Below are 14501 nucleotides of genomic sequence, written 5' to 3'. Positions count from 1 at the left end.
GCGCCCCCGGCCCCGCAGGGCCGGGGGCGCTCCCCGGTGGTTCAGCCGTGCGCTACGAGCACGGGCGCGCCGCGTACGGAGCGCTCACCTCCGTCTCGACGGGGGCGCCGTTCATCGTGGCCGTGGCCTCGACGGTCACCGCACCGGCGGGCAGGTTCGCCTGACGGGTGGTGAAGGCGTGCGACACGGTCTTGCCGGGCGCCACCGAGGTGAACGACTTCGTGCCGGACGTCGACGTGAAGGTCACGCCGACGGGGACGTCGGAGCCGTTGCTCGCCTGGACGGTGACGATCGCCTTGCCCGCGATGCAGCGGGTCGCCGCGCTCGCCGTGATGTCGAGCGCCGGAGCCGCCTCGCCCTCGGTGAAGGCGAAGGTGTCGAGCTCGAACAGGTCGCCGGAGGGTCCGGAGTAGCTGAAGAACACGTCGTGCACTCCGGTCGCTCCGGTCAGCGCGGCGCTGACGTCGGTCCACTCACCGGTCGTCCCGTTCACCGCGACGGTGCCCGCGACGGGCCCGGTCTCGGAGTCGAGGCGGACGGTGACGGTGCCGCCGGCCTGCAGCGCCTTGGCCTTCGCGGTGAACGTCGCGGCTCCGGTGTCCCCGAAGTCGACGGCCGACAGCGCGGTCCAGTCGCCGTTGTCGAGGTCCTTCAGCACGAGGTTCTGCGTCGCGCCCGCGGCGGGGGTGCCGAGCGGCGCCGTCGCGATGCCCTTGCTCCAGCCGATGGTCTCGGCCGGGAAGGTGCGGTACGGATCGAAGTCCTTCACCTGGTCGACGCCCTTGTAGTCGCCGACCACCTGCTGCACCGTGCCGTCGGCGTTGAACTGCAGCTCCTGGATGTGCGGGCTGCGGTACCCCTGGGTGGTGTCGCCGTTGATCCGCTTGTTGAGCGTCGGCGCGTGGTAGGTGAAGTAGTACTTGCCGCCCAGCTCGAAGACCGACTGGTGGTTGTTGCCGCCGGTGCCGGCTCCGAAGAAGCGGCTCTGGTTCGGGAACATCACGCCGGCGTAGTTCTCCTTGGGCCAGGACATCGGGTCGTCCGAGATCATGTAGCCGATCTCGCCGCCGCCCGGGTAGCCGGGCTCGCGGGTCTGGTTGCCGCCGAAGTCGTTGCCGCCGAAGTGGGACGAGTACGAGAGGTAGTACTTGTCCTGGCGCTTGAACACCTGGGCCGCCTCGAACGCGACGGGCGCGTCCACGACGGCGGAAGTGCCCTGGGTCGAGATCATGTCGTCGCCGAGCTCGATCACGCGGATGTTCTTCGGGTTGTTGAAGCGCTCGGCCGCGGGGAGCGCGGTCGAGGCGGGTCCGCCTCCGAAGAACAGGTAGCCCTGGCCGTCGTCGTCGACGAGCGGTGCCGGGTCGAACTTCCACGCGACCGCCTCGGCGCCCGGGGTGGACGCGTTGATGAGCGTGGAGGTGCGCTGGCTGGTCCACGGACCCACCGGCGAGTCGCCGGTGATCACGTTGCTGGAGCCGCCGCCGTTGGCGTAGTAGAGGAAGTACTTGTCGACGCCGTTCACGGTCTTCTTCGCCATGCCGGGAGCCCACGAGTTGCCGGTGTAGGGCGCGACTCCGGTGGAGCCGGCGACCTGGATCTCGCCGTGGTCGGTCCAGTTGACGAGGTCGTCCGAGGAGATCACGGTGATCTGGTTGATCTTGCCGTAGTCGATGCCCGCCGAGACGCCCGTGGCGGGGTTCGGAGCGTAGCCCTGGGTGTCGTTCGTCATGTACATGTACACGCGGCCGTTCTCGACGAAGCCGAAGCCGTCGGCGCCGAACTTCCAGCCCATGAGCGGGTTGTGGTCGCCCGGGATCTTGCCCACGACCTCGATGGTGCGCGAGGCGGGCGCGGGCGGCGCCGCTCCGACCAGCGAGACGTCGTCGAGCTTGTAGTCCATGAGGTGCGTCTCGGGCGCGGCCGAGGGAGTCGCGGTCCACGGCGTCTCGAAGAAGAGGCGCGCGGTCGCGACGCTCTGCCCGGCGGGGATGGTGAACGATCCGTTGATCGTCGCCCACTGCCCCTTCGTGGCGGTGACGCTCGCGAGGTTCGTGTAGGTGCCTCCGCCGTAGTGCATGGTGGCGAAGAACTGCTTGGTCGCGGGGCTCGCGGCGTTCTCGTACTTGATCTGCGCCTTGACCTGGTAGGTCTGGCCGGCGACGACCTTGCCGCTGAGGTCCTGCATGGCGCCCGCGCCGGTGGTCGTGCGGCCGGTGACGAGCGCTGCGGCGGTGCCGGTGCGCGCATCCGTGGTCGTCGCGATGGTGCCGGCGTCGGCGGCGTTGCCGTTGTTGACGAACCAGCTGCTGATGCCGCTCTCGAAGCCGCCGTTGACGATGAGCTCCGCCTCAGCGGCGGACGAGGTCTGGGCGGCGAAGGGGGCCACCAGGAGCGCGGTCAGCGCGGCCGTGGCCAGCAGCCTCAGCCGCAACCGCCCCTTCGGAGCGCCTTCTCGTTGTGGTGATCTCACGGATCCTCCTTGATCGTGTCGTGCAGGAGATCGTCGGCGACGGGTGCCGCTGACGCGTTCGGGGGCGGGGGCGGCCGCGCGGGCCGCCCCCGGAGTGCTCAGCCGCAGGACGCGGCCGGGTGGGGCGCTCTCACCGTGGTCGTCACCGGCTCGCCGTCGAGGGTGGCGGTCGCGGTCACGACCACCTCGGCGGCGGGGACCGAGGCCGCCCGCGTGGTGAAGGCGTGGCTCGTCGTGGCGCCGGGTGCGAGCGCGGCGACCGTCTTCGTGCCGGACGCGCTCTCCATCCGGAGGGCGACGGGCACGTCGTCGGCGTTGGTCGCCCGCACGGTCACGACGACCTTCCCCGCGATGCAGCGGGTCGCGGCGGCGGCGGTCACATCGAGCGACGCCTCCTTCAGCGTCCCGAGGCGGGCCAGCTGGTAGCTGAGTGCGCGCTCCGGGGCGTCGATCTGGTTCTGCGTTCCCGCGGTGCCGACCGACTGCGCCTTCGCGAGGACCGACTGGAGGTCGGACCAGGCGTCCGCCGGGTAGTCGTCGGAGCGGAGCGTCGCCGCGTGGGCGACGGCCGCGTCGAGCTGCGAGCGGTCGAGCGCCTTCCCCTCCGAGGAGAGGGTGTCGCTCAGGAGGAACTCGTCGACGTCGACGTGGCCGCCGGCGGTCTTCGTCGCGTAGCTGAACAGCCCGAGGCGGTGGCCCATGAAGTGCGTGAGCTGACCGTCGAGGGTCTGCGGGCCGACGCGACTGCCGAGCTTCGTCCAGCTCGTCCCGTCGAGGCTGTACGAGAAGGTCGTCCAGAGCTGTCCGGCCGGAGCCGAGAGCTCGAGATCGGCCTTCAGGCGCACCTGCGAGGCGTCGCCGAGGGCGGCGGTGGTGCCGGGGAGGAAGGACTCCACGGCCGCCTGGTCGAACGTGGTCGCGAACGGCTGACTGCGGTTCACGACGCCGACGGTGGTGACGCCGTCCACGCGCTTGACCGCGACGTAGGAGAAGCCGCGGTTGTAGGCCGCGAGCCCGGCGACGTCGCCGTCCTTCATCTCGGAGACGTCGAACGCCGCCTCCGCCGACTGCTTCGGAGCCACGATGCGCTGGGAGAGCGTGTTGCGCGCCTCCTCCAGGTACGTCATCTCGGGCGAGCCCGAGAGACGCGTGTGCGCGGCCGTTCCGCTGAGCACCTTCCCGTTGGTGAGGCGGAGCCAGCCCTCGCGCTCGGTCAGCGACCAGTAGCGGTTGTCGGGGGCGTGGTTCCACTGCCAGGGGAGGGCGAGGGTCGAGCCGTTCGGCTCGATCTCGGCGGCCGTCGGGCGCTCGAGGGTGGGAGCGGCGCCGACGAGCGAGACGTCGTCGAGCAGGTACTCGGTGCTCGAGGACGCCGGCTGCGGATTGCCCCACGGCGTCTCGACGGCGAACTTCACGCTGCCGACGTTCGCGGTCTCGGGCACCGTGTAGGTCCCCGTGATCGTCGTCCACTGCCCCTGCGTGACGGCGGCGGAGGCCATCGTCACGGGTCCCGCGCCGAAGTCGGCGCAGAGGTTGAAGCGGACCGACGCGGGGCCGGTCGTGTACTTCACCTTCGCGGACACGGTGTAGGTCACGCCGCGCTGCAGCTTGTTCGCCAGCACCTGGCTCGGGCCGGAGCCGTTGAGCGTGCGGGTGCCCACGCGGAGCGCGGCGGTGCCGGACGCCGGGTCGGTCGTGTCGGCCGACAGCGTCGCGCCGAACTGGCCTGCCCACGGCGCCGTCCCCGACTCCGCTCCCGGGTTCTGGAGCAGCTGCACGCCGAGCAGCGACGCGTCGTAGGCGGGCGCGGGCGGGATCGTCCACGACTCGTCCTGGTAGGCCTTCGCCGGGGCGTCGTTGTCGAAGTCGTCCGAGACGACGATGCTCTTCTGCCGCTCGAACAGCTCCTCCTCGGGGCTGAGGCGGATCGGCTTCGGGAAGCTCCCGCCCACCGGCACCGAGCCGTTCGTCCCGAACGTCGGCCAGCCGTCCTTCCACGTCGCCGGGATGAGCCCGGGGATGCGGCCGGTCGGGAAGCTGTCGCGGAAGAACATGCCGTGCCAGGCGGTCGAGCCGTCCTCCTTCGCGATCGGCACGAGGCTCCCCTGGGCGAACCCGCTGGAGTTCAGCACGCCCCTGCCCTCGTAGGGGTTGCTGCCGTCGGCGGTCGCGTAGCGGCCCAGCAGCTCGGACGAGCGGAACAGCGCCACCTGGCGGCCCTGGCCCGAGGGCCAGGTGATGATGACGATGTAGTACTGCCCGTCGATGTACTGCACCTGCGCGCCCTCGAACAGGCCGCCGAGGTAGCCGGCTCCCGGGTAGTCCGAGGTGCGGAGGATGTTCGGGTACTCGGCGACGACGGTCGTCAGGTCCTCGCTCAGCTTCACGGCGCTGGTGGATCCGGAGCCGTAGAAGATGTACGGCGTGCCGCCGTCCGCGTCGTCGAAGAACAGCGACGGGTCGTGGAAGGCGCGGCCGAGGGCTGTGCGGGTCCAGGCTCCGTCCTCGATGTCGTCGGTCGAGTAGAGGTAGGAGCCGCCGAGGTTGTTGGTGTTGAAGACCGCGTAGTAGCGGCCGTCGTGGTACCGGAGCGACGAGGCCCACTGGCCGTTGCCGTAGGAGTTCTGCCCGTTCCGGAGCGAGAAGCGGTCGCCGATCTCGAGCCGGTCGAAGACGTAGTTGACGATCTCCCAGTTGACGAGGTCGTAGGACTTCATGATCGGGGCGCCCGGGCTGAGGTGCATCGTGGTGCTGATCATGTAGTAGATGTCGCGGCCCTCGTCGTTCTCGGACGCGGGCACGCGCTCGACGCTGACGTCGGGCACGTCGGCGTTCAGCAGCGGCACGGAGTAGGTGCCGTCGCCGCGGTCCGTCGACGTGTAGGAGGCCTTCGGCGACCAGGCGCCGGCCGCGGTCGCCGGAGCCGCGCCGGAGGCGAGCAGGCCCGCCGCGAGGAGGGCGCCGATCGCCGTGGAGGCGACTGCGCGCATCGGGGTCATTCGAACAGCGACAGCGTCAGGACGGAGGAGTAGTCGCCGGGGGCGACGTCGGCCTCGGTCTTCAGGGTGAGGCCCGCGGACACGGTCCAGGACCCGTCCGTCGCGGTCTCCTGCGAGTCGAGCGACAGCGCGAGCAGCTCCTGGTCGAACAGGCCCACGGCGTCGGCACCCTCGTCGAGGATCGTGTCGACCGGGTCGCCCTCGGACACGAGGCCCGACTCGCCGCCGTCCACGAGGACCGGCGTCCAGCCGAGGTGGTCGGAGGAGATGTCCTCCTGGTCCGCGTCGCCGGTGAAGGCGCTCGCCGAGCCGAGGACGTACCAGCCGGCTCCGGCCGGGATCTCGTCGACGGTCCGGGTGTCCGTCACGGTCACGTCGGGCAGCTGCCCCGTGAAGGCGCGCACGGTCGGGGTGGAGCCCTCCTCGGCGAGCGTGGCGGAGGTGCCGTCGATCGACATCGAGAGGGCGCCGGGCTGCTCCAGCTCCTCGATGCTGACGTTCACGTCGACGTCGTCGGAGCCGTACTCGGTGTCGGCGGCCGCGGCCGCGGCGGCGACGCCGGACAGGAGCAGGCAGCCGGCGAGAGCGGCGCCCGAGCGGACGAGCCAGAGGGGTCGGGGGGTGCGTCGCGTGGACATGGTGTTCCTCACTCGATCGGCATCGTCGCCGATCAGGTCGAGCGCCGGACGGCGCGGAGTGGTGGCGCGGCCCGAGGCCGCGAGAGGACGGAGCGCGGCGCAGCCCGAGGGGCGTTCGGCCGCGCCTGGAGCGCAGGACGCGCGGAGAGCGGCGGACGGCTCGTGCGCGGCGGCTTCCACAGCGTGGCCACGCGAGCTCCAGCTCTCGACCCCCTCAGCACTGAGGGGAGAAAGGCTGCCCGACACTCGTCTCTCTCGACTGCTGAGCTTTCCCTCAGCTAGTCTTGCGGGCAATGTTACCGGGAACATTCCCGATTGCAAGGACGTGTTCTCAACCGTCCGGAGCAGCGCAGCGAGGCGATCACCGCGTTCCGCCGCGGCCGGGCGGGGACGGCGGGAGGGGACGAGGATGTCCGCAGGGGCGGCGACGGCGGAGGCCGAGCAGGAGGTCGTGACGACGGAGTGCGCGGAGCGCTCGGGCGTCATCGGCGTGCTCCTGGGCGACTTCGAGCCGTTCGGCACGGAGGTGCTGCAGGGAGTGGCGACGGCGCTCCGGGGGACCCGGTTCGACCTCCTCGCCGGCAGCGGGGCGAGCCGCCGGGGCCGGGCGGGCTGGGAGCAGGAGTCCCTGCGGCGCCTCACCGAGGCGCACGTAGCGGGAGCGATCCTGGTGACTCCCTCCGGCGTGATCCCCTCGTCGGACCTGCCGCTCGTCGTCGTGGATCCGCTGACCGCGCAGACCGAGCTGCATTCGGTGGCGACCGACGACTTCGGCGGAGCGCAGCTGGCGACGAGCCACCTGATCGGGCTCGGCCATCGCCGCATCGGCTTCGTCGCGGGCCGCCCCGACCTGGAGTCGTCGCACCGGCGCGGCGCCGGCTACCAGCGGGCGCTCGCGGACGCCGGCCTCCCCTACGACCCCGCGCTCGTACGGGTCGGCTACTACCGGCACGACCCCTCCCTCGCCGCCGCCCACGAGCTGCTGCTGCTGCCCGACCGCCCGACGGCGGTCCTCGCCGCGAACGACGCCTCCGCCATCGCCGTGATCGAGGCGGCCCGGGCGCTGGGCCTCTCGGTGCCCGGGCAGCTGTCGGTCGTGGGCTACGACGACGTGCCCGACGCCTCCCGGGTGGTCCCGGCGCTCACGACGGTGAGGCAGCCGCTGCACCGCGTGGGGCGCGCGGCCGCCCGGGCGCTCCTGACGCTGATCGACGGCGGGAGCGTGGCCGAGCAGCACGTGCGGCTGCGCAACAAGCTCGTGCTCCGCGGGTCGACGGCGCCTCCCGCCGAGGGCCCGCCGTCCGGCTGACTCCTCCCCCTCCCCCAGCCGGCGGGAATACGCTCGGCGCATGAACCAGCAGCGCACTCCGGTCACGGTCACGGTCACGGGAGCGGGAGGCGCCATCGGCTACGCGCTCCTTTTCCGCATCGCCTCGGGTCAGCTCCTCGGGCCGGACGTCCCCGTCCGCCTGAACCTGCTCGAGATCCCCTCCGGCCTCCGCGCGGCCGCGGGCACGGCGCTCGAGCTGCAGGACGGCGCCTTCCCCCTCCTCCGCGGGATCGAGGCGACGGACGACCCGGCCGCGGCGTTCGACGGCGCGAGCGTCGCCCTCCTCGTGGGCGCCCGGCCGCGCAGCGCGGGCATGGAGCGCGCCGACCTGCTCGCCGCGAACGCGGGCATCTTCGGGCCCCAGGGCGCCGCGTTGAACGCGCACGCCGCCTCCGACATCCGCGTGCTGGTCGTCGGCAACCCGGCCAACACCAACGCCTGGATCGCGCGGCGCAGCGCCCCGGACATCCCCGCCGGCCGCTTCACCGCGATGACGCGACTCGACCACAACCGGGCGGTCGCGCAGCTCGCCGCGAAGCTCCACGCCCCCGTCGACGCGATCGAGGGCGTCGCGATCTGGGGCAACCACTCCGCCTCGCAGTACCCCGACGCGACGCACGCCACCGTCGGCGGACGGCCGGTGCCCGAGCTGGTCGACGCGGAGTGGCTGCACACGGAGTTCGAGCCGCGGGTCGCCAAGCGCGGCGCCGAGATCATCGAGGTCCGCGGAGCCTCCTCGGCCGCGTCCGCCGCCTCCGCCGCGATCGACCACGTGCGCGACTGGGTCGACGGCACGTCGTGGACCTCGGCCGCCGTCGAGTCGGACGGCTCCTACGGGGTGGAGGAGGGGCTGATCTCCTCGTTCCCGGTCCGCTCCGTCGACGGCGAGTGGCGGATCATCGAGGGGCTCGAGATCGACGCGCACTCCCGCGCGCGCATCGACGAGTCCGTGCTCGAGCTGCGCGCCGAGCGCGACCAGGCACTGGCGTTCCTCGCGTCCTGACGCGCCCCTGCCCGTCCTGTCTCCGCGGGATGCTACTCCGGTGCGCCTCGCGCGGCGTGTCGCGTACCGGAGCGGCATCTCGCGGAGGGGTCAGCGGCGCTTCTCCGGAGTGGGGAGGGTGCCGGAGGCGCGGGCGGCCTCGTACCAGGCGTGCGCCTCCTCCTGGCGCTCCGCCTCGGCGCCGGTCGCGATCGCCGCGCGCACGTGCTCGGGCCCGTAGCCGAACGACGCGACCAGGTCGGCGGCGTGCGGGCGGATGCGCGCGAGCAGGCGGTCGATGTAGAACGTCACCGCGACCGCTCGCTGCGACGACAGGCGCCCGTGGATGAGGTACCAGTCGAGGTGCTTCTCGATCAGGCCCAGGCCGAACAGGTCGCGGAGCCAGGTGAGGACGGTGCGCGTGCCCGCGTCCTCGACGCCGGCGAGCGCCTCCGTGAACGCCTCCCACTGCAGCAGCTCGGCGTGCGCGCGCGCCGCCTCGATGAGCTCGCTCTGGTGCGCGTTGAACAGGCGTGCCGCCTCGTCGGAGGGCAGCTTCGACGCCGGGCGCAGCCGTGAGGCGATCCCCGCGACCATGCTCTCGACGCGGCCGGTGAGCAGCTCGCGCTGGTCTTCCCGCAGCTGGCCGACCGAGCGGGCCGTCGATCCGCGATCGGCGACGACCTGGGCCAGACGGCGCAGACCGGAGTTGTCGACGGTCGCCCCCGCGACCTGCGAGGCGGCGTACCGCGCCAGCTCCGCGGGCTGGGCGCCCTTGAAGCGGCGTCCGACGTCGGTCAGCAGGCGCTTGGCGACCAGCTGGAGGAGCACGGTGTTGTCGCCCTCGAAGGTCGCGTAGACGTCGAGATCGGCGCGCAGCTGCGTGAGCCGGTTCTCGGCGAGGAAGCCCGCGCCTCCGCAGGCCTCGCGCGCCTCCTGCAGCGTGTCGAGAGCGTGCCAGGTCGAGAGCGCCTTCAGCCCCGCGGCGAGGGTCTCGAGGTCCTGCCGCGACTGCTCGGTGTCGTTCGCGCCGGAGAAGACCTCGTCGAACGCCGTCAGCAGCTTCTCGTGCGCGAAGGCGGCGGCGTAGGTGGTGGCCAGGCGCGGCAGGAGGCGGCGCTGGTGCCGCTGGTAGTCGAGCAGCACCTCCTCCCGCTCGCCGCCGCCGGTGAACTGGCGGCGCTGGTCGCCGTAGGTGACGGCGACCGTCAGCGCGATCTTCGCCGCGGCGACCGAGGCTCCGTCGAGCGAGACGCGGCCCTGCACCAGCGTGCCGAGCATGGTGAAGAAGCGGCGGCCCGGGCTCGCGATCGGCGAGGAGTAGGTGCCGTCGGCGGCGACGTCGCCGTAGCGGTTCAGCAGGTTCTCGCGCGGGACGCGGACGCCGTCGAAGTGGAGGCGGCCGTTGTCGATCCCGTTCAGACCGCCCTTGAGGCCGTCGTCCTCCCCGCCGACGCCGGGCAGGAACGCGCCCTGCTCGTCGCGGATCGGGACGAAGAAGGCGTGAACGCCGTGGTTCACGCCGCGGGTGACCAGCTGCGCGAAGACGACCGCCGCACGCCCGTCCACCGCCGCGTTGCCGAGGTAGTCCTTCCAGGCCGCGCGGAACGGCGTCCGCAGCACGAACTCGCCGTCCTCGTAGGTGGCGGTCGTGGCGATCGACGCGACGTCGGAGCCGTGCCCGGTCTCGGTCATCGCGAAGGCGCCCGGGATCTCGAGGCTCATGATCCCCGGCAGCCACTTCTCGTGGTGCGGGCGGGTGCCCAGGTGCAGGACCGCGGCGCCGAAGAGTCCCCACTGCACGCCGGACTTGATCTGCAGCGAGGGGTCGGCGGTGACCAGCTCCTCGAAGCCGGCGATGTTGCCGCCGTGGTCGGCCTCGCCGCCGAGGTCGACCGGGAAGGCGCGGTGCACGCCGCCCTCGGCCGCGAGCACGCGCATCTGCTCCGAGACGCGGAGGCGGTGCTCCTTCATCGGGAGGCCGTCGGTGCGGTGCAGCTCGGGGCGGGCGGTCAGGGCGCGGCTGGCGAGGCGCTGCTCGCGCCAGGCGCCGAGCAGGGTCTCGCCGAGGGCGGCGACGTCGACGGAGGGGGCGCCGTCCTCGTCCAGGCGCGCGTCGACCTCGGAGCCGAGGGAGTCCACCGGCGGCGTGGGCGCGATGGAGCCCGAGCGGGAGCGCCGGGCCCGCGTGCGCCCGGTGGCCGCCCGGTCGGCGGCGTCGGCGGCGGAGCGGGGGTGGGGAGCGGTGCTGACCATGGTGTTCGTGTCCCTTCGGCCGTCTGCGGTTCGGGCCGCTCCCGGTGCGTCGTGCGCCGACGGGCGCGGCAGCGGAGGCGGTCCTCGCACGGTAGGTCGCGCGGCGGCGCGGCGGAAACGTTCCGTCGCCCGGGCACAAACGGCGCCGGGCGGAGGAGGAAGCGCGTTGTCGGAACCGACCAGGCGGGGGTGGGGCGCGCGGCTCGTGCGCAGGACGGGCTGTCCCTGCGACGGGAGCGGAGAAGGGGGCGGCTCGTCCGTGTGCTGAACGGGATGTCCCTACGGGCTGCTTCTGCGGAGGAGGGACGCCGCACCGGAGGCCGCCTCGCTAGTCTCTCGGCATGAGCGAGCCGCCGCTGCCTCCCCCTCCGCCCGCCCGACACCCGGCGGCCGGGCCGCCCGCGGACGTCGCGGCAGCGCCTCCCCGGACTCCGGGTGCGCCGCCCGTGGACGTCGCGGCCGCGCCTCCCGCGCCTCCGGCCGCGCTGGGATCCGGGGTTCCGCATGGGCGCCCGGTCCGCGTCTGGGACCTGGTGCTGACGATCGTGCTGATCCTCGTGGCCTCCGCGGTGACGCTGCTGCTGTCGTTCTTCGGGCTGTTCTTCGCGATGGCCAGCGACTCGTGCGGCGGATCGAACGCCTGCGACATCGGCCTGATCGAGGGCGGGGTGGTCCTCGCCGCAGGAGGAGTGTGGGTGCCGTTCCTCGCGGCGCTGGTCGTCTCGATCGTGCTGCTGGTGCGGCGGCGCATCGCGTTCTGGGTGCCGGTGGCGGGCCTCGCGGTGTCGTTCTGCTGCACGCTGCTCGGCGGGTGGATGGCGTCGACGGGCGCGGGCGGCTGAGGGCGCTCGCCGACGCCTCGGACCGAGGATGCTCGCGTCGGTGACGAGATGGGCACGATCGCCGACGCGGAGCCCGGAACACGGTCGCCCGCGCCGGCGCCCGCCTCCGTCGCGGGTGGTGAACCGCGCGCCTCAGCGACGGATCAGTAGCTGTCCCAGCCGGGCTCCCAGTCGGGCTCGTCCGGCGGCACCCAGTCGTCCTCCGGCGGCTGAGCGGCGGACACCGGCGGACCGGACGACTCGCGGCCGAACGAGGGCTTCGCCCCTTGCGAGCGGGACGACCCGCCACGGGCGGCCGGCGCGCGGCGGGGAGCGGGAGCCTCCTCACCGGGTTCCGGGACGGCGATCTCGGGGCTCTCCCCCGCGACGACGGCGAGAACGGCCTCGCCGTAGGTGAGCAGCTTCTTCTGGCCGACGCCGCCGATGATGCTGAGCGCGTCCATCGTCGCCGGCTCGGCGGTCGCGATCTCGCGGAGGGTCGCGTCGTTGAAGACGATGTAGGCCGGGACCGCCTGCGCGCGGGCCTGCGCGGCGCGCCACTCCCGGAGCCGCTCGAACAGCGGCTGAGCCTCGCCCGACAGCTCGGCGACGGTGGACCGCCCGGAGCGGGAGGATCCGCAGGAGCGGGCCGGCTTCTCCGGCTCCTGCCGCAGCTCGACCTTCCGCTCGCCGCTGAGGACGGAGCCGGACGCGGGCGTGAGCACGAGCGTGCCGAAGCCGTCGTCGTTCACGCCGAGAAGGCCCTGCGCGAGGAGCTGGCGAGCGACTCCGCGCCACTGGGTGTCGCTGAGCTCGGCGCCGATGCCCCAGGTGGCGAGGCCGTCGTGCTGGTGCTGGGTGGTGCGCGGCGTGGTCTTGCCGCGGAGGACGTCGATGATGTGACCGGCGCCGAACTGCTGGTTGCGCTCCCGCTTGAGGCGGACGACCGTCGACAGGAACTTCTGCGCCGCGACCGTGCCGTCCCAGGAGGCGGGCGGCTCGAGGCAGGTGTCGCAGTTGCCGCAGGCGGTGCTCTCCTGGCCGAAGTAGGCGAGCAGGTTCACGCGGCGGCACTGGACCGTCTCGGAGAGCGCGAGCATCGCGTCCAGGTGCGCGGACATCCGCCGACGGTGCGCCAGGTCTCCCGGCGACTCGTCGATCATCCGGCGCTGCTGCACCACGTCCTGCAGGCCGTAGGCGAGCCAGGCGGTGGACGGCAGTCCGTCGCGGCCGGCGCGACCCGTCTCCTGGTAGTAGCCCTCGACCGACTTGGGCAGGTCGATGTGCGCGACGAACCGCACGTCCGGCTTGTCGATCCCCATGCCGAAGGCGATGGTCGCGCAGACGATGACGCCCTCCTCGCGGAGGAACCGCGACTGGGCGGCGGCGCGCACCCGCGAGTCGAGGCCCGCGTGGTACGCGACGGCGTCGAAGCCCGCCGAGCGCAGCGCCTCGGCCGTCGCCTCGACGCTCTTGCGGGAGAGGGCGTAGACGATGCCCGCGTCGTGCGCGTGCTCGCGCCGCAGGAAGTCGATCAGCTGCTTGCGCGGCTCGACCTTGTTGACGATCCGGTACTGGATGTTCGGGCGGTCGAAGCTCGAGACGAAGTGGCGGGCGGCGCCGAGGTGCAGGCGCGAGGTGATCTCGCGATGCGTCGCCTCGGTGGCGGTCGCGGTGAGGGCGATGCGCGGGACGTCGGGCCAGCGCTCGGCGAGCTCGCCCAGTGCGAGGTAGTCGGGGCGGAAGTCGTGGCCCCACTGGCTGACGCAGTGGGCCTCGTCGATCGCGAAGAGGGCGATCCGGCCGCGGGCGAGGAACTGCTTCATGCCCTCGTTGCCCAGGCGCTCCGGGGCGACGTAGAGCAGGTCGAGCTCGCCGTCGAGGTAGGCGCGCTCGACGCGGCTGCGCTCGCCCGCGTCCTGGGTGGAGTTGAGGAACTCGGCGCGGACGCCGTTCGCGCGGAGGGCGTCGACCTGGTCCTGCATCAGCGCGATGAGCGGGGACACGACCACGCCGGTGCCGAGGCGCACGATGGCGGGGATCTGGTAGCAGAGCGACTTGCCGCCGCCGGTGGGCATCAGGACGACGGCGTCGCCGCCTCCGATGACCTGCTCGACGATGGCCTGCTGCTCGCCGCGGAAGGAGCCGTAGCCGAAGACCTTCTCGAGGATCGCCTGCGCCTCGGAGGATCCGGATCCCGGGGCGCCGCTCGCCGCGTCGCTCCGGACGCCGCCGCGGGACTCCGCCGAGGGGTCGGCGAGCGGCGGGGCGGGGAGGGCTGTCGCGGTGGGCTCTGTCACCCGGGGAACTCTACCCGCCGCCTCCGACGCCGCCCCGGGGGTCCGGGGAACTGTGGAGAAGGGCCGCAGAGAGGGACCTGGGGAGGCGGCTGCAAGGAGCGTCGGGGGGGCTTCTGCGGCGCCCGGATCAGAGGTCGGTGAGGGTGCGGGTGTCGCCGTCCCAGAAGCGGACGCCCGCGAGGGCGACGGTGAACGGCTCGCCGAGGAGGGGGACGGCGTCGCCGAGCTGCTCGGCGCGGAGGCGGCGCGAGACGCTGATGTGCGGCATCCAGGCGTCCGGCAGCGAGGTGTCGACGCCGCCCGGCACGAGGCGCGTGGCACGGCCGTGCAGCGCGTCGAGGGCGGGCGAGCGGACCACTCCCCAGGCGAGGACGAAGCGCCCGGCGTGCGGGAAGAGGAGGACGGCGCCCAGGGCGACCGTCGCCGGCAGCGGACCGAGCGCGCCCGGCTCCGGGGCGGTCAGCTCGGGCCCGGCGACCAGGGTGAGGTGCGGGCGGTTGCTGGCGGACGTGTGCAGCGCGAGGCTCGGGATGCCGGCCGCCTCGAGCGCCTCCCACTGGCCGCGGACGCGAGCCTCCGACTCCGGATCGAGGAGGACTTCGAGGCTGCGCATGTCCACATTCTGCCGCGGCTCCCGTGTGCGGGCCTTCGCGGGCGCGCGGCCACTCGCGGGTGCGCGCGGTCCTCGTCGGCTCCCGCGAG

The 14501-nt window shown here is 73.0% G+C and carries 9 protein-coding genes; 3 read left to right on the top strand and 6 right to left on the bottom strand.

Translation table 11 applies throughout. The features are described 5' to 3' along the window. Positions 1 to 52 precede the first annotated feature (52 nt). From C5C99_RS05095 to C5C99_RS05085, 3 genes are all read right to left on the bottom strand, one after another. Positions 53 to 2473, bottom strand: coding sequence for a family 43 glycosylhydrolase (locus C5C99_RS05095; RefSeq protein WP_219813605.1), 2421 nt, complete (start codon positions 2471 to 2473; stop codon positions 53 to 55). 98 nt (positions 2474 to 2571) lie between these two features. Beyond that, complete coding sequence (locus C5C99_RS05090; RefSeq protein ID WP_258063636.1) at positions 2572 to 5463, bottom strand: family 43 glycosylhydrolase; 2892 nt, start codon at positions 5461 to 5463, stop codon at positions 2572 to 2574. Between the two features lie 5 nt (positions 5464 to 5468). Continuing rightward, positions 5469 to 6110, bottom strand: a complete 642-nt coding sequence (locus C5C99_RS05085) for a hypothetical protein (protein WP_104233676.1) — start codon at positions 6108 to 6110, stop codon at positions 5469 to 5471. A 409-nt stretch (positions 6111 to 6519) separates the two neighbouring features. Between C5C99_RS05085 and C5C99_RS05080 the strand changes: the two genes are divergently transcribed. Together C5C99_RS05080 and C5C99_RS05075 are read left to right on the top strand one after the other, a co-directional pair. Next, on the top strand, positions 6520 to 7419 hold the full coding sequence (locus C5C99_RS05080) for a LacI family DNA-binding transcriptional regulator (protein ID WP_104226034.1): 900 nt from the start codon (positions 6520 to 6522) through the stop codon (positions 7417 to 7419). A gap of 40 nt (positions 7420 to 7459) precedes the next feature. After that, positions 7460 to 8443, top strand: a complete 984-nt coding sequence (locus C5C99_RS05075; protein WP_104339706.1) for a malate dehydrogenase — start codon at positions 7460 to 7462, stop codon at positions 8441 to 8443. 90 nt (positions 8444 to 8533) lie between these two features. On the opposite strand, the gene C5C99_RS05070 is transcribed toward C5C99_RS05075, so the two are convergent. Next, on the bottom strand, positions 8534 to 10678 hold the full coding sequence (locus C5C99_RS05070) for an acyl-CoA dehydrogenase (RefSeq protein ID WP_104339705.1): 2145 nt from the start codon (positions 10676 to 10678) through the stop codon (positions 8534 to 8536). Between the two features lie 341 nt (positions 10679 to 11019). On the opposite strand from C5C99_RS05070, the gene C5C99_RS17310 reads away from it, so the two are divergent. Then, on the top strand, positions 11020 to 11520 hold the full coding sequence (locus C5C99_RS17310) for a DUF6264 family protein (protein WP_219813604.1): 501 nt from the start codon (positions 11020 to 11022) through the stop codon (positions 11518 to 11520). Between the two features lie 143 nt (positions 11521 to 11663). Here C5C99_RS17310 and recQ read toward each other — a convergent pair whose 3' ends face one another. Both recQ and C5C99_RS05055 read right to left on the bottom strand, forming a co-directional pair. Further along, complete coding sequence (recQ, locus tag C5C99_RS05060; protein ID WP_181074544.1) at positions 11664 to 13799, bottom strand: DNA helicase RecQ; 2136 nt, start codon at positions 13797 to 13799, stop codon at positions 11664 to 11666. A gap of 127 nt (positions 13800 to 13926) precedes the next feature. Further along, a complete protein-coding gene (locus tag C5C99_RS05055) occupies positions 13927 to 14412 on the bottom strand; it encodes a hypothetical protein (RefSeq protein WP_104339703.1) in 486 nt (161 codons plus the stop codon). Between the last annotated feature and the right edge of the window lie 89 nt (positions 14413 to 14501).

This window comes from Rathayibacter sp. AY1C4 (assembly GCF_002932195.1).
Taxonomy (GTDB): domain Bacteria; phylum Actinomycetota; class Actinomycetes; order Actinomycetales; family Microbacteriaceae; genus Rathayibacter.
The sequence above is the reverse complement of the archived record's forward strand: the minus strand, read 5'-3'. Positions and strand labels throughout refer to the sequence as shown.